This window comes from Allokutzneria multivorans (assembly GCF_039537405.1).
GTDB classification, from domain to species: domain Bacteria; phylum Actinomycetota; class Actinomycetes; order Mycobacteriales; family Pseudonocardiaceae; genus Allokutzneria; species Allokutzneria multivorans.
Genome location: NZ_BAABAL010000021.1, coordinates 17,270 through 35,552, shown reverse-complemented (window position 1 = coordinate 35,552; position 18,283 = coordinate 17,270). Strand labels below are relative to the sequence as shown.

The 18,283-nt window shown below is 69.7% G+C and carries 18 protein-coding genes; 10 read left to right on the top strand and 8 right to left on the bottom strand.

Annotation, left to right across the window (positions count from 1 at the left end):
* Positions 1-42: 42 nt before the first annotated feature.
* Positions 43-1,131 (top strand): cytochrome P450, encoded by a 1,089-nt coding sequence (locus ABD798_RS33265; RefSeq protein ID WP_344884132.1) that lies wholly within the window; start codon positions 43-45, stop codon positions 1,129-1,131.
* Between the two features lie 55 nt (positions 1,132-1,186).
* Positions 1,187-2,077 (top strand): phosphotransferase, encoded by an 891-nt coding sequence (locus tag ABD798_RS33260; RefSeq protein ID WP_344884129.1) that lies wholly within the window; start codon positions 1,187-1,189, stop codon positions 2,075-2,077.
* 335 nt (positions 2,078-2,412) lie between these two features.
* On the opposite strand, the gene ABD798_RS33255 is transcribed toward ABD798_RS33260, so the two are convergent.
* Complete coding sequence (locus ABD798_RS33255) at positions 2,413-4,074, bottom strand: FAD-binding dehydrogenase (protein ID WP_344884126.1); 1,662 nt, start codon at positions 4,072-4,074, stop codon at positions 2,413-2,415.
* Between the two features lie 107 nt (positions 4,075-4,181).
* Between ABD798_RS33255 and ABD798_RS33250 the strand changes: the two genes are divergently transcribed.
* From ABD798_RS33250 to ABD798_RS33230, 5 genes are all read left to right on the top strand, one after another.
* On the top strand, positions 4,182-4,661 hold the full coding sequence (locus ABD798_RS33250; RefSeq protein WP_344884123.1) for a universal stress protein: 480 nt from the start codon (positions 4,182-4,184) through the stop codon (positions 4,659-4,661).
* A gap of 60 nt (positions 4,662-4,721) precedes the next feature.
* The gene (locus ABD798_RS33245) at positions 4,722-5,738 is read left to right on the top strand and encodes a FecCD family ABC transporter permease (protein WP_344884120.1); all 1,017 of its coding nucleotides are present in this window, start codon (positions 4,722-4,724) and stop codon (positions 5,736-5,738) included.
* Positions 5,735-6,724, top strand: a complete 990-nt coding sequence (locus tag ABD798_RS33240; RefSeq protein WP_344884117.1) for a FecCD family ABC transporter permease — start codon at positions 5,735-5,737, stop codon at positions 6,722-6,724. The genes ABD798_RS33245 and ABD798_RS33240 overlap by 4 nt, the downstream gene beginning before the upstream one ends.
* 16 nt (positions 6,725-6,740) lie before the next feature.
* Positions 6,741-7,703 carry an ABC transporter substrate-binding protein gene (locus ABD798_RS33235; RefSeq protein ID WP_344884114.1) on the top strand — a complete coding sequence of 321 codons (963 nt, stop codon included), beginning with the start codon at positions 6,741-6,743 and terminating at the stop codon, positions 7,701-7,703.
* 123 nt (positions 7,704-7,826) lie between these two features.
* Entirely contained in the window at positions 7,827-8,207 is a 381-nt protein-coding gene (locus ABD798_RS33230; protein WP_344884111.1) for a peptidase inhibitor family I36 protein, read from the top strand.
* A gap of 265 nt (positions 8,208-8,472) precedes the next feature.
* Here ABD798_RS33230 and ABD798_RS33225 read toward each other — a convergent pair whose 3' ends face one another.
* From ABD798_RS33225 to ABD798_RS33195, 7 genes are read right to left on the bottom strand one after another with little or no spacing between them, the layout of a single operon-like run.
* The gene (locus tag ABD798_RS33225) at positions 8,473-9,726 is read right to left on the bottom strand and encodes a condensation domain-containing protein (protein WP_344884106.1); all 1,254 of its coding nucleotides are present in this window, start codon (positions 9,724-9,726) and stop codon (positions 8,473-8,475) included.
* Positions 9,723-10,805, bottom strand: a complete 1,083-nt coding sequence (locus ABD798_RS33220) for an MFS transporter (protein WP_344884104.1) — start codon at positions 10,803-10,805, stop codon at positions 9,723-9,725. Before ABD798_RS33220 ends, ABD798_RS33225 begins: the two co-directional genes overlap by 4 nt.
* Positions 10,802-11,521 (bottom strand): class II aldolase/adducin family protein, encoded by a 720-nt coding sequence (locus ABD798_RS33215; protein WP_344884101.1) that lies wholly within the window; start codon positions 11,519-11,521, stop codon positions 10,802-10,804. The genes ABD798_RS33220 and ABD798_RS33215 overlap by 4 nt, the downstream gene beginning before the upstream one ends.
* Positions 11,518-12,225, bottom strand: coding sequence for a dihydrodipicolinate reductase C-terminal domain-containing protein (locus ABD798_RS33210; RefSeq protein WP_344884098.1), 708 nt, complete (start codon positions 12,223-12,225; stop codon positions 11,518-11,520). Before ABD798_RS33210 ends, ABD798_RS33215 begins: the two co-directional genes overlap by 4 nt.
* The gene (locus tag ABD798_RS33205) at positions 12,218-12,451 is read right to left on the bottom strand and encodes a phosphopantetheine-binding protein (RefSeq protein WP_344884095.1); all 234 of its coding nucleotides are present in this window, start codon (positions 12,449-12,451) and stop codon (positions 12,218-12,220) included. Before ABD798_RS33205 ends, ABD798_RS33210 begins: the two co-directional genes overlap by 8 nt.
* Positions 12,438-13,826 carry a class I adenylate-forming enzyme family protein gene (locus ABD798_RS33200; RefSeq protein ID WP_344884092.1) on the bottom strand — a complete coding sequence of 463 codons (1,389 nt, stop codon included), beginning with the start codon at positions 13,824-13,826 and terminating at the stop codon, positions 12,438-12,440. The genes ABD798_RS33205 and ABD798_RS33200 overlap by 14 nt, the downstream gene beginning before the upstream one ends.
* A gap of 9 nt (positions 13,827-13,835) precedes the next feature.
* The gene (locus tag ABD798_RS33195; RefSeq protein WP_344884089.1) at positions 13,836-15,164 is read right to left on the bottom strand and encodes a nitroreductase family protein; all 1,329 of its coding nucleotides are present in this window, start codon (positions 15,162-15,164) and stop codon (positions 13,836-13,838) included.
* A 239-nt stretch (positions 15,165-15,403) separates the two neighbouring features.
* Here ABD798_RS33195 and ABD798_RS33190 point away from each other — a divergent pair, with 239 nt between their 5' ends.
* From ABD798_RS33190 to ABD798_RS33180, 3 genes are all read left to right on the top strand, one after another.
* Positions 15,404-16,366: a GlxA family transcriptional regulator gene (locus ABD798_RS33190; RefSeq protein WP_344884086.1), complete on the top strand. Its 963-nt coding sequence runs from the start codon at positions 15,404-15,406 to the stop codon at positions 16,364-16,366.
* A gap of 107 nt (positions 16,367-16,473) precedes the next feature.
* Complete coding sequence (locus ABD798_RS33185) at positions 16,474-17,844, top strand: cytosine permease (RefSeq protein WP_344884084.1); 1,371 nt, start codon at positions 16,474-16,476, stop codon at positions 17,842-17,844.
* Positions 17,845-17,862: 18 nt separating this feature from the next.
* Positions 17,863-18,234, top strand: a complete 372-nt coding sequence (locus tag ABD798_RS33180; protein ID WP_344884081.1) for a hypothetical protein — start codon at positions 17,863-17,865, stop codon at positions 18,232-18,234.
* The last annotated feature ends 49 nt before the right edge of the window (positions 18,235-18,283 follow it).

Sequence of the window (18,283 nt, the reverse complement as noted above, 5' to 3'; positions counted from 1 at the left end):
TATATTTCAGAGTATACAAACCAGAGTATACAAGGAGGGACAGTGGCGATCAGACGCGTTCGTACCCCTGCGGGCGATCCGGCCTGGCTGGTGACAGGGCACGCGGAGGTCCGCTCCGGCTACACGGACCGAAGACTCGGCCTGACCCACCACGACCCGGAGAACGCGCCGCGCGTCGAGGACCACCAGCTGCTCGGCCCGTCCCTGCTGTACTCGCACGAGGACGAGCACACCGAGCACATGGGCATGCGTTCCCTGCTCGCGCCGTTCTTCTCCGGGCGACGGATCGCCGCGCTTCAGGACGACGTGCGCGGGCTGGTGCACGATCTGCTGGACACCTTCACCGACGGAGCGGCCGATCTGCACGGCCAGCTGTCCGCGCCGTTGTCGGCCCGCGTCCTGTGCGCCCTGCTCGGCGTGCCGTCCTCCGACCACGACATCTTCAGGCGCCTGGTGGACGCCATGGGGGACACCACCGAGCGCTCCAACGCCGACACCGGCCAAGAGGAGCTGACGGCGTACCTGATCACCCTGGTCCGCGCCAAGCACGACGAGCCCGGCGACGACCTGGTTTCCGGGTTGCTCGCGGCGGGTCTGGAGGACGAGGACGTCGCAGGCATGGCCGCGATGCTGCTCTTCGCGGGCTACGACAGCGCGGCGGTAGCCGTGGACACCGGCGTCCTGTTGTTCTCCGAGCACCGCGACCAGTGGCGCCTGCTCATCGAGCACCCTGAGCTGGCACCGTCGGCGGTGGAGGAGATCCTCCGGTTCACCGAGGCGGGCGGCACCACCTTCCCCCGCTACGCGAGGCAGGACATCCGGCTCGGCGACGCGGCGGTGGCGCGGGGCGACGCGGTCCTGTTCGACCTCGGCCAGGCCAATGTGGACAGTGACGCCTTCCCTGAGCCGCAGCGCTTCGACATCACGCGCACGCCGAACCCGCACCTGTCCTTCGGGCACGGACCCTGGCACTGCGTCGGCGCACCGCTGGCCCGCCTGGAGCTGGCCGAGGTCTTCAGCGCACTCCCCCTCCGTTTTCCCGCGCTCCGATCAGCCGGGAACAACGACGACCTGCGCACTGAGGGCACCGCGTTCACCGAGCGCGTGCGCGAGCTACCAGTGATCTGGTGACCTGGGGCGCGCCAAATCGCTAGCCCCGCACCAGCACCGCCACTACCGTCCGCCCATGAGCTTGTTCCCGCCTGAGAGCACCGACGACGACGCGGTCCTCCTCCCCGGCGTCACCGCGATCCTCGACCGCCACGGGATCAGCGGGCGCCCGCTCCGCTTCGAGGACGGCTCGCTCCCGGTGTACGCCGTCGACGATCTCGTTCTCAAGCTCTACCCACCGATCCACCGAGCCGAGTGCGCGCTGGAGGCGGGCGTGCTCGCCGACCTCGCCGGGCGCCTGCCCACACCGACGCCTGAAGTCGTTGCGACGGGCGAACTCGACGGCTGGGGCTACCTCCTGATGACGCGGCTGCGCGGCCGAGGACTGAGCGAGGTCTGGCCGACGCTGAGCGCACGGGAACGCGACGGGATCGCCGACCAGCTCGGGGAGACGTTGGCGTTGCTGCACAAGGAAAAGGTCCCGACGCTGCCCGCGACGGACTGGGGCAAGGTCGTGATCGGCCAACGCGCGCGGCTGCTGGAGCACCACCGGAAGCGCGAGCTGGACGAGGTGTGGCTGGAGCAGCTTGACGGGTTCCTCGACACGGTCGATCTGATCACGCCACGCGAGCCGGTGCCGTTGCACACGGAGGTGATGCCGGCGCACCTGTTGGTGGGACCGGACGGGAGGCTGAGCGGACTGTTCGACTTCGAGCCCGCGATGCGCGGAGCGCGGGAGTACGAGTTCGCCAGCGTCGGCCTGTTCTTCGCGCGCGGTGACGGCCGAGTCCTGAAGCGAGTTCTGAAAGCGTACGGCTTCACCGATATCGGGCCGGAGCTGTCACGGCAGTTGCTGGGCATGACGATCATCCACGTGTACAGCAACCTCGGTTGGTACATGCGCGAACTGGGCATTCCTGCCGAGAAAAGCCTGGACGCCTTGGCGCGCCACTGGTTCCCGCTCTAGATGCGAACGAGGGCAGTGCGCGTGCACTGCCCTCGTTCAGCTGTAACGGGCTACTTGTAGATGGTCTTGCCGTTGTTGAGCACGCCGTCGATGGTGAGCTTTTTGATGGACCGAGCCCGGGGCTAGGACCTGTCCTGTAAGCGGTTGAGCTGGGTATTCCGGTCACGGTGTCGCTTGGGGTTGGGGTGTCTTCAAGACCCGCAAACCCCGCTGTTGATCATCGTTAACCGCCGCAAACCCTGCGGTGTTGCGGGGTTTGTCGTCGTTGGAGACGGTTGGGGTGGGGGTTGGGTGGTCTTGAAGACCGGCGAACCTGATGACTTGCAGGACAGGGTCTAGGCCGTCGCCTCCGCTGCCGCACGCCCGGCGACCCGGCCGGAGAAGATGCAGCCGCCGAGGAAAGTTCCTTCCAGGGCGCGGTATCCGTGCATGCCACCACCGCCGAACCCGGCCGCCTCGCCCGCCGCGTAGACGCCGGGCAGCGGCGAACCAGACGCTTGGAGCACGCGGGAGGACAGGTCGGTCTCCAGGCCGCCGAGGCTCTTGCGGGTGATGATCGACAACCGCACGGCGATCAGCGGACCGGCCTTGGGATCGAGCAGGCGGTGCGGTGTGGCGACGCGGATCAGCTTGTCGCCCAGGTAGTTCCGGGCTCCGCGCAGCGCGGTGATCTGGAGGTCCTTGGTGAAGGGGTTGAGGATCTCGCGGTCGCGGGCGCGGATTTCGCGCTCGACCTGCTCGACGTCGAGCAGTGGCTCGGGGGTGAGCGCGTTCATCCTGGCGATGAGCGTCTTCAGGTCGTTCTCGACGATGAAGTCGATGCCGTGCTTCTTGAACGCCTCGACCGGCCCGGGAGCGCCGGGCAGCGCCCTGCCGAGCACCCCGCGCACGCTGCGGCCGGTGAGGTCGGGGTTCTGCTCGGAGCCGGAGAGCGCGAACTCCTTCTCGATGATCTTCTGAGTCAGCACGAACCACGTGTGCTCGTAACCGCTGCGCATGATGTGCTCCAACGTCCCCAGTGTGTCGAAGCCGGGGAACAGCGGGACGGGCAGCCGCTTGCCGCGCGCGTCCAGCCAGAGCGAGGACGGGCCGGGCAGGATGCGGATGCCGTGCATGGGCCAGATCGGGTTCCAGTTCTGGATTCCCTCGGTGTAGTGCCACATGCGGTCGCCGTTGATGGCGTTGCCGCCCGCTTGCTCGGTGATCCCGATCATCCGGCCGTCGACGTGCGCGGGCACCCCGCTGAGCATGTGCTCCGGCGGCGTGCCGAGCCGCGAGGGCCAGTTGCGGCGGACGAGGTCGTGGTTGCCGCCGATGCCGCCGGAGGTCACGACGACCGCCTGCGCGGAGAACTCGAACGGCCGCAGTTCGACGCGGGAGCTCTTCTCGCCGCGTGCGACGTCGCTGTGCTCCAGCACCTGCCCGCGCACGCCGTCGACCGCACCGGCCGTGACGGTCAGCTCGTCGACGCGGTGGCGGCTCTTCAAGACCACCAGACCCTTGTCGATCGCCGCGCGCACCCGGCGCAGGAACGGCTCGACGACACCGGGGCCGGTACCCCACGTGATGTGGAAGCGGGGCACGGAGTTGCCGTGGCCCATGGCGTCATAGCCACCGCGCTCGGCCCAGCCGACAACCGGGAAGAACTTCATGCCCTGCTCGCGCAGCCACGCGCGCTTCTCCCCGGCGGCGAAGTCGACGTAGGCCTCAGCCCACGCGCGCGGCCACCGGTCCTCATCGCGGTCGAAGCCCGCGGTGCCGAGCCAGTCCTGCAGCGCCAGCTCGTGCGAGTCGCGGATGCGCATCCGGCGCTGCTCGGGGGAGTCCACGAAGAACAACCCGCCGAAGGACCAGTGCGCCTGCCCGCCGAGCGAGGCGGGCGGCTCCTGGTCGAGCAGCAGCACCTTCCTGCCGGCGTCGGCCAGTTCGGCCGTAGCCACCAGCCCGGCCAGCCCCGCTCCGACGACGATCACGTCAGCGCTCGCATCTGCCGCCATCTCAGCACCCTTCAGTCGCGCAACGCTTCGATCGAGGACGAACGATTGTCCCCTGCGGATCACACCGATGCGTGATAGGCCTAGTCAACCCTGAAGGGAGGCCTCACATGTCCACTTGCTCGCACCGCAACACGATCGTCGTCGGGGTCGACGGGTCGGAACCGAGCGTCCAGGCGCTGCGCTGGGCCTTCAAGGAGGCGATGCTGCGCGACGCGTCGGTGACGGCCGCGATCTTCTGGACACCTCCGGGAATCTCACCGGCGAGCATGCCGATCCCGGTGGTCACGCCGATGGACGACGAGACCGAGGTCTACCGGGAGGTGCTCGCCGAGGCGCTGCGCCGGGCCCGCGCGGGCTACGAGGAGGTCCCGGTGCACGAGGTCGTCGAGCCGGGGCTGGCCGGCACGCGGCTGACCGAGCTGGCCGAGGGCTCGGAGATGCTGGTGCTCGGAAGCCACGGGCACGGGCACGTGATGACGGCGCTGATGGGCTCGGTGAGCGCGGCGGTGATCCGCAAGGCGAACTGCCCGGTGGTGGTCATCCCGACGCGCCTGGTCGCCGAGCTGGGGCCGTCCTGCTCCCAGTAGTTCCCCCAGTTTCTCCCCCGGCCGCGCGACCTCGAAGTTAGGCATGGCTATCCTCACCGGGTGAAGTGGGGAAACGCTCTCACGTTCCGTCGGCGGACCGGGCTGCTGCTCGCGCTGCTCGGGCTGGCCGCGTGCGCGCTGCTGTCGATCATGGTCGGCAGCCGGTGGCTCGGCGTCGGCACCGTGCTGGAGGCGCTGGCCAACCCCGGCGGCGATGAGGCCACCGACGCGATCGTCTGGGGCCTGCGCGTGCCGAGGACCGGGTTCGGGCTGGCCGTGGGCGCGGCGCTGGGCATGGCGGGCGCGCTGATGCAGGGCCTGACGCGCAACCCGCTCGCCGACCCGGGACTGCTCGGGGTGAGCGCGGGCGCCTCGCTGGCCGTGGTGCTCTCGACCGGACTGCTCGGCGTCACCTCGCTCAGCGGCTACATCTGGTTCGCCTTCGCGGGCGCGGCGGCGGCCTCCGTGGTGGTGTTCCTGCTCGCCGCGCGAGGGGTGGGCGGGCCGACGCCGACGAAGCTCGCGCTGGCCGGGGCCGGGGTGACCGCGATGGCCGGTTCGGTGACGACGAGCCTGCTGCTGGCCGACGCGGCGACGCTGGACCGCTACCGCTTCTGGTCGGTCGGCGCGCTCAGCGGCCAGGACCCGGCGACGCTCGGCCAGGTGCTGCCGTTCCTGCTGGTGGGAGCCGTGCTCGCGGCGGCGATCACGCCCGGCATGAACCTGCTCGCGCTCGGCGAGGACACCGCGCGCGGCCTCGGCCAGCGGATCGGGCTGATCCGGGTGACCGGGGTCGTGGCGATCACGCTGCTCGCCGGAGCGGGCGTCGCGGTGTGCGGCCCGATCGCCTTCGTCGGCCTGGTCGTCCCGCACATCGCGAGGGCGATCTGCGGGGCCGACCACCGGTGGGTGCTGGCGTTGTCGGCGGTGCTCGCGCCCGCGTTGCTGCTGGCGGCGGACGTGCTCGGGCGGTTGGTCGCGCATCCCGACGAGCTGCACGTGGGCATCGTCGTCGCTGCACTGGGGGCGCCGTTCTTCATCGCCTTCGTGCGCCGCAGCAGGGTGGCTGAGCTGTGAGGGCCCGGCCGAGGACGGTCCTGGTCTGCTCGCTGCTCGCGGCGGCGGCGTTCCTGTTGCTGTGCTTGGAGATCACCATCGGCGACTTCCCGCTGACGGTGCCCGAGGTGGCCGCCGGGCTGTTCGGTTCCGGCGATCCGGCCGCGCTGCTGGTGATCAACGAGATCCGGTTGCCGCGCGCGCTGATCGGCGTGCTGATCGGGCTCGCGTTCGGGGTCGGCGGCCTGCTCTTCCAAGCTCTGGCGCGCAATCCGCTCGCCAGCCCCGACGTGATCGGCGTGACCGACGGCGCGAACACCTTCGCCGTCGCGACGCTGCTGACCGGAGCCGGTGCGAGCTTCGGGCTCGGTGTGTCCGCGATGGCCGTGCTGGGCGGAGTCGTCGTGTCGGCCATCGTGGTGGCCCTGTCCTGGAAGCGCGGCACGACCGGCTTGCGCATCGTGCTCGTCGGCATCGGCATGGCCGCGCTGTGCGGCAGCATCACCGACTACCTGCTGCTGAAGTCCGGGGCGTTCCAGGCGCAGCAGGCGGTCGTGTGGCTCGTCGGCAGCCTCAGCGGTCGCACGTGGGGCAGCGTCTACCCGCTCGCCATCGCCGTGGTGGTGCTCCTGCCCGCCGCGCTGCTGCTGTGGAAGTGGTTGGCGGGCCTGGAACTCGGCGAGGACTCCGCGACCGGCTTGGGCGTCCCGGTGCAGACCGCGCGCCTGGCGGTCATGGCGGTCGGAGTAGGTCTCGTGTCCTTCGCGACCGCCGCTGCCGGGCCCGTCGCGTTCGTGGCGCTGCTCGCCCCGCAGATCGCGCTGCGGCTCGTTCGTCCTTCCGTCCCGCCGATGGTGACCTCCGGCCTGGTCGGCGCGGTCGTGGTGCTGGCGGCCGATCTGATCGCGCGCACGCTGTTGTCCTCCGGTGAGCTGCCCGTCGGGGTGGTGACCGGGGTGGTCGGGGCCCCGGTCCTGCTGTGGCTGCTCGCCCGAAGTTTCCGTTGATGTGAAGGGAAAATCCATGAACACGACACGACGCGCCTTCCTCGGCGGCATGGGCCTGCTCGCGTTGAGCGCCTGCGACGTCCCGCGCGGGACCGCCGGTGGCACCGCGTGGGAGTTCACCGACGACCGGGGCAAGAAGGCGGGTCGCCCGGCTCGGCCGCAGCGCGTCGTCGCCCAGATCACCGCCGCCGCCGCCCTGTGGGACCTGGGAATCCGGCCCGTCGGCGTGTTCGGCCCGCAGAAGCGCCCCGACGGCTCCGCCGAGGCCATGATCGGCAACGTCGACCTGTCCACAACGCAGTCCGTCGGCACGACCTACGGCGAGTTCAACGTGGACAAGTTCCTGTCGCTGCGCCCGGACCTCCTCGTGACCGTGATGTACGGCGAAGAGCTCTGGTACGTCCCCAAGGAGCCCACGCCCACCATCGAGTCCGTCGCGCCCATCGTGGGCCTGCGGCTCAACGGCCGCTCCGCGCGCACCAACATCGAGTCCTTCGTCAAGCTCGCCGAGGCCCTCGGCGCGGATGTCAAGGCTCCCGCCGTCGTCCAGGCGAAGGCCGAGTTCGACCGCGCCGCCGAGGAGCTGACCGCCAAGGCCAAGTCCGGTGTGAAGGCGCTCTTCGTCAGCGCCACCAAGGACAAGCTCTACATCGCCACCCCCGAGTACCACGGCGACCTCAAGCTCTTCAAGGAACTCGGTGTCGACGTCGTGGTGCCCAACGCGGGCAAGGACGCCTTCGAAACGCTCAGCTGGGAGCAGGCCGACCGCTACCAGGCCGATGTCGTCCTCGTCGACAACCGCGCCGCCACGTCCATGCCGCGCGCCGAGCTGAACGCGATCCCCACGTGGGCGCGCCACCCAGCGGTGAAGGCCGGGCAGGTCTTCGACTGGGCGGCCGAGACCCCGTACAGCTACAACCGCCTGGCCCCCGTGCTCCGCGCGCTCTCCGAGTCGCTCGCCAAGGCCCGGCGCGTGTAGGTCTGCCCCGTAGTCAACAGTCGAGCGGTGGACATCGGCGTGCCCGAGCCGAAATACCGTGAAAGGGCACTGTTGACCACGAGGGGGGAAACAATGTCTACGCGGAATTCTTTGCTACGGCGCGTGCTTGTGGTGGGAAGCGTGGTGGCGGGCACGTTGCTCGCCACCGCTCCGGCGCAGGCCGCTGAGGCCGCGGCCAAGTGCCCCGACCGCTGGATTTGCTTGTACGAGCACCAAGACGGCCGTGGCGGGTCCATCTCCTTCCCCGAGGGCTCACCGGGGAGCGACGACCTTTCCAAAGTCCCCTGCCCCACCTGCGAGGGCGGTGGCACGTTCGCTAACCGGTTGTCCTCGTTCATCAACAACACGAGCCAGACCTGGTGGGCGTTCTACGAAACGCATGGGCGCGGAGAGCGGCACAACATGAATCCGACCGGCAACCGCGTGCTCAACCTGCTTCTCAGTGATGAGGACAAGGTGTCGTCGATCTACTCCTGGCGTTGATCTGAACGCTCGCAGCGGGGTCACCTCCCCCGCTGCGAGCGCCCCGAACGAGCTAGGGCCTGTCCTGTAAGTCATCGGGGTCGCCGGTCTTCAAGACCCGCAAACCCCCGCCCCAGCCGTCTCGAACGACGGCAAACCCCGCAAGGCCGCTGGGTTTGCGGCGGTTAACGATGATCAACAGAGGGGTTGGGTGGTCTTGAAGACACCCCAACCCCCGGCGACACCGTGACCGGAATACGCAGCTCAACCGCTTACAGGACAGGTCCTAGCCGGGCCTGGCCAGGCACACGGCGGGATCGCGCACCCCGGCCTCCAGGTACTCCCGCACATCGGCCAGGAACGCCTCGCACCACGCCCGGGAGAACAGTTCCTCGCGATACACCAGGCGCAGCCACAGAGAACCTCCGTCAACCCCAGCGGTGATCTTCAGCCCTCCGGCGGGAGCCTGCACCACGGGAACGGAGACCCGCTCCACCAGCAACCCCGGAATCCGGCACAGTTCGAAGTCCTGCGAAACATTGAGCTCCAGGAAGGGGATCTCGCCCCGGTAGACCGCCCCGTAGCGAGAAGGCTCCAATCGCCGCAGCAGCAAGGCGTGGGGAACGCGCTGGTGCCGCAGAGCGCCCCACAACGTCTTGGCGGCGCGGTCGACGACCTCGACGAAACCGGGGTCGCCGCCGAGGTCCGTGCGCAGGACGGTCCGCGTGGCGAAGTAGCCGACGGTGTCATCGACCATCGGGGCGATGCGGTTGGCGAGCCAGCTCATGATCGCAACGTCTGAAGAGCGCTCCGAGCGGCGCTTCCACGTCACCGCCTGCACGGCCCCGGTGATCACCGGCACGACGCTGACGCCCTGCGAGCGCGCGAAGCCGACCACGGGAGCCGCGTCCGTGGTGACCGACACCGAGCCCGCGCCGGGCGAACCCGCTCGATCACGCAGACCTGATTCTGGCACAAGGGAAATCCCGGCAAGCTGCTTGCGCCAGTAGCGCACGTGACGGTCGTGGTCGCGTTCACGTTCCGACCGGATGAAGCTCGCGAAGCTCATGGACTCCGGAAGCGGAGGCGGGCGCTCGTCGGCGGCGAAGGCGGCGTAGACGCGCAGCAGGTCGTTCACCAGCACGCGGTTGGACCAGCCGTCGGTGATCTGGTGGTCGAGTTCGAGGCCCAGCAGGTGCAGCCTGGGCTCGACGCGCACCAACGTCACCCGGAACAGCGGCCCGTTCGCCAGGTCGAAGGGGCGGGACGCGTTGCCGGCCAAGAACTCCAGCGCACGTTCGGGGTCCTCGACGTCGAAGGTCCACAGTGGAATTCTGTGTGCGTGCAGCTCGACGGAGTCGTTCGTCGGGAACACCATGCGCAGCGCCTCGTGCCGACTCAGCAGCTCCGAGACGGCCCGGCCCAGCGCGTCGACGTCGAGCGCTCCGATCAGCCGCAGGCCGACAGCGACGGTGTTGGTCACCGAGTCGGTGTGCCGCGCGCCGATGAGTCGTTGGTGTTGGGCGTAGGAAGGAATCATCTTGTCCTGCTCAGGAGGTAGCACCCCAGAACGGGGATGACGAGCGCGGCGCAGATCGCGTTGAGCGCCACGAAACCGAGCTGGTCCAGCACGACGCCCGCGCCCACTCCGGCGAGGGCGGCGCACACGTTCATCAGGACGTCGGACAGGCCCTGCGCGCCACACTCCATCGCCACCGACGACGACACGAGCACGCACGACCACCCGAGGCCGAGCAGCAACAGACCGACCGCGAGCCACCCGGCTGCCGAGAATCCGAAGGACGCCAACAACATCAGGTGTCCGAGGACGCTCGTACCCCGCGTCCCCCATCGATCCGCGATGAAGCCGAACACCGGCGAGAACGCGTACATCCCGGCCATGTGCACGCTGAAGACGAAGCCCACCGCCCCCAAGCTCGCACCGCCGTGCTTCATGTGCAGCGACGTCATCGACATCACCGCGATCATGACCGCGTGCCCCGCGCACAACGACACCAACGGCAGCCAAGAACCCTGAAAACGTTTGCGCGAAACGGTTTCAGAGCTTGCGGGAGTCGCAGGAAGCGTGCTCACCACACCTGCGGCGACCAGGAAACCCACCAGTGCGAAAACATAACTGCCGGAGAGGTCGGGCAGTCCCACCGCCGAAGCGAGCCCTGCGGTGTTCGGGCCGACGACCGCGCCGATGGTCGTGATCCACACGATCAACGACAGCGCCCGCCCGCGCTTCTCCGGCGCGGCGTTGTCCGCTGCCGCGTACCGAGCCTGGAGGTTCGCGGCGGAGGCGGCCCCGTAGCTGACCATGCCGAGCACGAACATCCAGAACGATCCGAAAGCGGCGGCCAGCAAGCACGTCGCGGCCCCGAAAGCTCCGACGAGGTACCCGGCGCGCAGCGCGACCCGCCGCCCCCGCTGCGTCGCGAGCAGCGCGAGAACCCCGGCCGCGGCAGCAGATCCCGCGGTGGACGCGGTCTGCGCCAGCCCGGCCAGGCTCGCCGAGGGCGCCAGGTTCGCGGCCAGCAGCGTCGCCACCACGAAGCCGCTGGACACGCCGACGCTCCCGAAAGCCTGGCTGAACACCAGGGTTCGCGTGGTCACGCCCAACTCGCGGACTCCGGCCAGTGCCTGTTCACCCGGCGGACCGCGTAGTCCCAATAGGACCGAACGGAGAGGTCGGCGTAGATGAAGTCGCGCTTCAGCGTCACATCCCACTCGCTGGACCACGTGTACGGCACACCGGAGGCCTCGGCCGCGAGTTGAAGTCGGCACGCTCGCTCCAGCACCTGCGCGAACACCGCCGCGTGCCGGACGCTCTTGCCGATGACCACGCCGCCGTGGTTGCGCAGCAGCACTCCTTCGCCAGCACCGAGCTCCTTGGCGATCGCGTCGCCGGTCTCGATGTCCAGCACCGTGTTGCTCGTCGTGGTGAACAGGCCGAGCCGGTCGACGAAGTACGAGCCCTCGTGGGACAACGGCCGCAGCTGGAGATCGGTCGCGCCGAAGATCAACGTGTGCGGCGCGTGGCTGTGCACGATCGCGTTCACGTCCGGTCGCGCCCGGTAGATCCCTTGGTGCAGCGGCAGTTCCGGTGGTGCGATGGCCGGGACCTCGGCGTTCGGGTCCACCGCGGCGCGCACCACCTGGTCGGGGTCGGCCTCGTCGAAGCCGCACAGCGCGTTCTTGATGAAGAAGGTGTCCGAGCCCTGCACGCGAGCCGAGATCTGCCCCTGGTTGAAGTCGTCGTGCCCGTCGAGGGACAGCATCCGCGCACCGAGCGCGATCTGGTTGACCAGGCGCTGTTCGGCCCTGTTCATGAAGTACTCCGATCAGCGAGGTAGTCGTCGTAGATCACGCGCATGCAGGCCAGTCCCGCAGCGCGCCCGTGCGCCCATTCGGCCGCGATCACCGCTCCGGCGGCGGCAGCGGCGAGGTCGGTGACGGAGTGCCGCAGCACCAACGTTTCCGCCGCCCACGTCCACTGGATCTCGTGATCGCTGACCGCGAGCCCGGCGCGCCGCGAACACACGTCCCAGACCTGCTCCCCGCTCGCGGCCGTCCACTCGTCGGCGAGCCTGCTCGCGGTCGCGCTGGGCCGGTGGGCCTTGGTGACCGGGTGCCGCTCGAAGACCGAGGCCTCCACGTCACCGACCGCCTCACCGAGCACCCCCGCGATCTCGCGGACGATCCGGCGCTGGAGGTGGTGGGCGAGCGAGAGGTTCACCGCCCGCACCACGGGAACGACCTCTGCCAACGACTCCATCTCGCGCAGCTGCTCGGGCAGGAGGTTGGAAACGCACTGCACCAAGGGGATTCGGTTCTGTCGGCAGTGGTCGACGACGCGCCGGTTGGCCTCCGGCGCGCTCGCGTCGACGATCACCGACGGCGTCGCGGTCGAGCGCCAGCCGCCGAAGGAAGCCTCCAGCACCACCGGGATCGCACGCGCCGCGCAGAGCTGGCCGATGGCCGTTCCCAGCCTGCCCGTTGCGCCGATCAGGCCGAGCGCAAGGCCCTCACCCACCGACGTGCTCCACGAGCTTGTCCACGGTGGACAGGACGTGCGGGTCGGCGTCAGGGTCGACGTAGACCCCCAGCTCGTTCTCGATCGCGTCGATGAGCCGCATGTAGGCCAGCGAGGAGTAGCCGAGCGCGGTCAGCGAGCCCCCTGCCGCGTCCAGCTCCGCACGGGAGACCGCTCCGCCGGAGGACTCCACGACGAGGCGGGTCAGGTGATCACGCAGGTCCATCGACGACTCCTGAGCTGAGGGCGGCCAGCGCCCGTACGGCCTCCATCGCCGGTTTGCCGATGGAGTTGGCCGGGATCTCCGGCACGAGGTGGACGCGCGCGGGGACCTTGTACCCGGGCAGCCGGGCCCGGCAGTGCGCTCGGAGGTCCACAGTGGACTCACCGGCGACCACGGCGACGATCACCGGGTCCCCGTTGGTGTCGGCCTCCTCGAAGACCACGGCCGCGCGGACGTCCGCCGCAGTCAGCAGCACGTCGGAGACCTCGACGGGGTCGACCTTGCGACCGCCGATGTTGATCGTGCGAGCCGATCTGCCGGTGAGCACCAGCTCTCCGTCGCGCAGGTGGCCCTCGTCGCCGGTGCGGTAGAACCCGTCCGCGTCCACACGCGACTCGAACAGTCCAGGCGCGTTGAGGTAGCGCGAAGCCATGGACTCGCTGTGCACCGACACGCCGTCCTCGCCGACCTTCAACCGCACGCCGGGCAGCGGCTTCCCCAGTCCGTCCACGGGTACTCGGGCGAAGGTGAGCGGGCCGGTCTCGGCGATGCCGTAGTAGTCGCTGATCCCCGGCAGCGCGGCCTTCGTGTGCGCGGACAGCGGAGCGCCCGACGAGATCGCCAACTGCACGTCGAGCTTGCGGATTCCCCTTCGCACCAACGAGTCGTAGAGCGCGGGGAAGCCGACGAGGCGGGTCGCCCCGGTCTCGTCGAGTCGGCGGAGCACCGCGCTCGCGGTCGGCAGTCCGCGTGCGAAGTGCAGCGATGCCCCGGCGAGAAACGTTGCCAGCAAAGAGGTGTTGAACGCCAAACCGTTGGACAGTCCGGCGAAGCACAACGTCCGGTCCTCGGCGGTGAGCCCGGTTCCCGCGACCCAGTTGGTCGCCGCGTTGGCCACGGCCGCGCCGGAGAACTCGACGCAGTTGGGCTTGCCGGTCGAACCGGAGGTGAACCTGCACACCTCGGTTCCGGGCAGCAGTTCGTGCACCGGATCGGTGTCCGTGACCAGCTCGGACAGCCTGATCTCGCCACCGCCGGGCACGCGCTTGCCCGATTTCCCCTCGTAGGCGAGGAAGTTCAGCGAACAGTCGTAGCTGATCCTCGCCAGCTCGGAGGCGCCGAGCGCCGCATCGATCAGGAACGGCACGAAACCGGCTCGCAGCGCGGCGACGTACCAGAGCACGTAGTCCGGGGAGTTGCTCGCGTAGATCCCGATCCTGGCGCCCGCGCGGGCTCGGCCGCAGTCGCGCAGCCGGTCGGCGAGCGCGGCGCTGCCGACGTCCAGGTCGGAGTAGGTCAGCTCGGTCACGCCGTCCGAGACCGCGAGCCGGTCCGGGTGCGCGCGCAGGCAGGCGGAGAACACTTCGGGCAGTACCACGTCGTCCTCTCAGTTCTCGTTGTGCGCGTAGGCGTTGGCGAGCCGGTCGAGCTTCGCCCCCGCGCCGCTGTCCGGCCCGAGCGCGAGCGCGTACAGCACCTCCTGGTCACCGGGCAACCGCGCCGCGTGCGCCCACTGCGCGCTGTCGAACCCGCCGATCGCGGTGATCCCCACCTCCGCCGCCGTGGCGCCGAGGTAGAGCAACTGCGCCGTCGCTCCGGCCCGGAAGAGCTGTTCCCGCAGCAGGCGCCGGGAATCGACGAGATCGGCGCGCGCGGCGTGCAGCAGGACGATCGCGGCGGCGTCACCGATGTGCTTCTGCCCCATGCACAACCTCGACACCAGCAGGTCGCTGAGCGTGCCGGGCAGCCGCCGCTTCCCCTCCCCGGTGAGGCGGTAGGTGCCCGCGTGCAGTCCGGCCACGCGCCGCGCGACCATGCTCACGTGCACCCCGGGCTGAGCGGGCAGGTCGGTGGGCAGCAGCACCTGCATCGCCGAGAGCGCGTCGGCGACCCGCTCGGCCGCGACGCTCTCGCGCTGGAAACCCCTGCTGGAGAAGCGGTTCCTGGACACCCTCGCCCACGTCGCGCCGACCCCGAACGGCACTGACGGCTTGATCCGCTGGTGCGGCGCGACCAGCGCGGTGGCGCGCACCGGTGACGACGGGCCGCTCCACCCCTCGTCGAGCAGCGGCGCGAGCTGGGACCAGCACGCCGCCTCCAGCGCGCCGAGCCGGGCGGTGCCAACGGTTTCGCGCCGGTCCTGCACGGTCCACCCGGCCAGCGCGTCGGCGATGAGACGCCCGGAGGGCCGCAGTGTCACCACCGAATGCGCCTCGCGGCAGCTGTCGGCGAGGCCGAGCAGGAGTGCGAGCGGTCCCCGGTTGATCCGCAGTCGCAGCTCCGCGTCGCCGAACTCCCCCGCGACACCGAGCAGGTTGGTGGCCAGGTGCGCCGCGTCGAGCTGGCAGTAGAGGTACCCCCGATCCCCGTACTTGCGCATGGACAGCCACGGCCGCACCACGACGATCACGTGCGCGCCCGCCTCGGCGAGGACCGGGAGCCCGGCGGCGGCCAGTGCGAGCGTGACCGAGTGCGGCACCGCGATGCGAGAACAGCGCCTGCGCGCCGCGTCCACGTGGAAGACCGCGATCCCGTCGGCCTCCTCGGTGACCACGTAGCTCTCACAGGGGTGGATCGCCCCCGCCGAGGGCACCGCGACGGCGGTCTCCAGGGCGGCGAGCGCGCGCCTCAGCCCGGCGCCCGTCGGCCGGTACCCGGGCGGCTCCGCACCGGCGGCGCGCACCAGCATCCGGTCCCAGAACTCGGTTGCGGCCATTGTTGGTCTCATCACCGAACCCCTTTGCGACCTAATCGTAAAGTCGGGCCACGTTTTCTTTCCCTGGACTGGACCACTGCCCCCGGACTACATCCCTGGAAATTCTTCGATGCGAGCTTGATCACTGTGAAAATCCCAGCTACCTGCGGAAACGCTTGTGGAAATCCTGCGGTAATCCTGGTTAGAGTGCCGCTGTCCGCAAAAGTGGATAATCGGTCAGCACTGGAGGATTTTCCGCCATGCACGAGGTGGTGGTGCTGGCTTTGCCGGGCACCGTGGCATTCGACCTGGCAACGCCGTGGCAGCTGTTCGAGTACAGCCTCGACGACTACGAACCCCCGCACGGCCTGCCTCCCCGGCCCTACCGCGTGCGGCAGGTGAGCCTGGACGGGGCGCCGGTGCCGACCGCGAACGGGCTCCGCGTGGAGGTGCACGGCGGCCCCGAGCTGATCGCCGAGGCCGACACGTTCATCAGCCCCGGGCTGCACGACGAGCAGATCGAGGTGCCCGAGTCGCTGCTCGCCGAGATCCGGAAGGCCCACGAATCGGGCACGCGGATGGCGTCGATCTGCAGCGGCGCGTTCGTGCTCGCGAAGGCGGGCGTGCTGGACGGCCGCGAGGCGACGACGCACTGGCTGCTCGCGGAGGTGCTCGGCGAGCAGTTCACCGGCATCAAGGTCGACCCCGACGTGCTGTACGTGGAGTCGGGAACGGTGTTCACCGCGAGCGGCGGCTGCGGCAGCACGGACCTGTGCCTGCGCTTGATCAGCCTCGATCTCGGCGTGGCGGCGGCCAACCACGCGGCGCGCAACATGGTGCTGCCCGGCCATCGCGGGGCCCAGCGCTCCCAGCTGATCGAGCAGCCCGTGCCCGCCGACGCCGACTACTGCCTGGACGAGCTGCGCGAGTGGATGCTGCGGCACGTGCACGAGAGGCTGTCCGTGCGCGCGCTCGCCGCCCGCGTCCACATGTCCGAGCGCACGTTCACCAGGCGGTTCCGCGCCGAGACCGGGGTGTCGCCCCAGCAGTGGTTGCTGCGCCAGCGGATCGCGACCGCTCAGCGGCTGTTGGAGCTGACCGAGATCCCCGTGGAGGGCATCGCCCGCGCGGTCGGCTTCAGCTGCGCCGCCGCACTGCGCACGCACTTCCAGTCCACAGTGGACACCACGCCGACCAAGTACCGGGCCCGCATGCGCGCGTGACGTGCTCGGAGGGGTTCGCCGGTCTTCAAGTACACCGAACCCCCCTCCCAGAGGTCTCCAACCACCACAAACCCCCCGCACTTCAGAAAGCGCCCTAGAGTGTGCCGATGGCGTTCGACGCGCACGGCATTGAGCCGATCCCCACGGAGCACCGCGACTCCACGCCGTGGGAGCAGTTCTGGATCTGGTCGGGCGCCAACATCGCGCCGATCAACTGGGTGCTCGGGGCGCTCGGCGTCACGCTCGGGCTGAGCCTGGCGGAGACGCTGGCGGTGATCGCGCTGGGCAACCTGGTGGGCTGCGCGGTCTTCGGGCTGTTCAACGTGATCGGGCACCGCACGGGCGTGAACCAGATGGTGCTGGGGCGGGCGCCGTTCGGCAGGCGCGGCGCGATCGTGCCGGGCGTGGTGCAGTGCCTGGTCTCGATGGGCTGGGTCGGCGTGAACACGTGGGTGGTGCTCGACCTGGTGATGGCGGTGCTGCGCCAGTTCGGTGTGCACGGCGGCACGGGGATGAAGTACCTGATCGCGGCGATCATCATGGTGGTGCAGCTCGGGCTCGCGCTGTACGGCTTCTACGCGATTCGGACCTTCGAGAAGTACACGGTGCCCGCCACCGTGCTGGTGATGGCCGTGATGACGGTGCTCGCGCTGAGCCAGGCGGACCTGAACTGGACCGCCGCGACGGCGACCGAGCCCGCTGACAAGCTCACCGCGATCACGCAACTGCTCACGGCGATCGGTATCGGCTGGGGCATCACGTGGTTGCCGTACTCGGCGGACTACAGCCGGTTCGTGCGGCCGGGAGCTTCGGCGAAGTCGGTGTTCTGGGGGTGCGCGCTGGGCATGTACGTGCCGACGGTGTGGCTCGCGGCGCTGGGCGCCTGCCTGGCGAGCACGGGAGGCAGCACCGATCCGTCGGCGCTCGTGGTGGGCGCGTTCGGCGCGATGGCGTTGCCGGTGCTGCTGCTGATCATGCACGGGCCGGTGGCGACGAACATCCTCAACCTGTACTCGTGCTCGCTGGCCGCGCTGTCGATCGGTATCAAGGCGGCGCGGTGGCAGGTCACGCTGGTCGCCGGGGTGGTCGCCTCCGCCGTGCTGGTGGTGTTCGTGCAGGCAGAGGACTTCGCGAGGGCCTTCGACCACTGGTTGGTGTCGATCTTGGTGTGGATCAGCCCGTGGGCGAGCATCGTGCTGGTGGACTTCTTCCTGCTGCGCAAGGGCAAGATCGTCGTCACGGATCTGTACGAGGAGTCCTCCTCGGTGAACGGTCGCGCCCTGGTCAGCCTGGGTGCGGGCCTGGTGGCGGGCTGGGCGTGGCAGTACGGCACGGTCCCGCTGATGCAGGGCCCACTGGCGAAGGCCCTGGGCAACACAGACTTCTCGTGGTTCTCCGGTGCTCTGGTCGCCGGAGTCCTCTACTACGTCCTCTGTGGAGAACGCACTCCGGATGGCCGGAGACGGGCTGTGACCTAGCCCGCTACTGTGTGCCACATGCAGCGGACGAGCCAGCGACAGCGCCCCGTGCTGTCGGTGCTGCTCGTCCTGCTCGCGGCGCTGGCCGCCCTCGGGCTGGCCTCCCCCGCGTTCGGCTCGGCCCCCGACGACGGCGACAAGCAGGCACGCCATGTCGTCTCCGAGCTGGCCCACCCCAGCCCGGCGCTGCGCGGGCGCCAGCAGGCCCACGCCGTCCCGGTGCGCGGGTACCTCGCGACCGGACCGGTGCTGTTCGCACTGCTGCCGCCCGCCGAGCCGGTGCCGCAACCGCTGGCACCGCTGGGTTTCGCTCCGCAGGACCGTTTCACAGGGTCGTTCTCCGCCCCGACCGCTCCGGTCGGCTCGCGCGCACCGCCTCGGCGCGCCTGATCACGAGAGACCGTCATCGTTCCCGTTCGTCCACTGTGGACGGACGGCT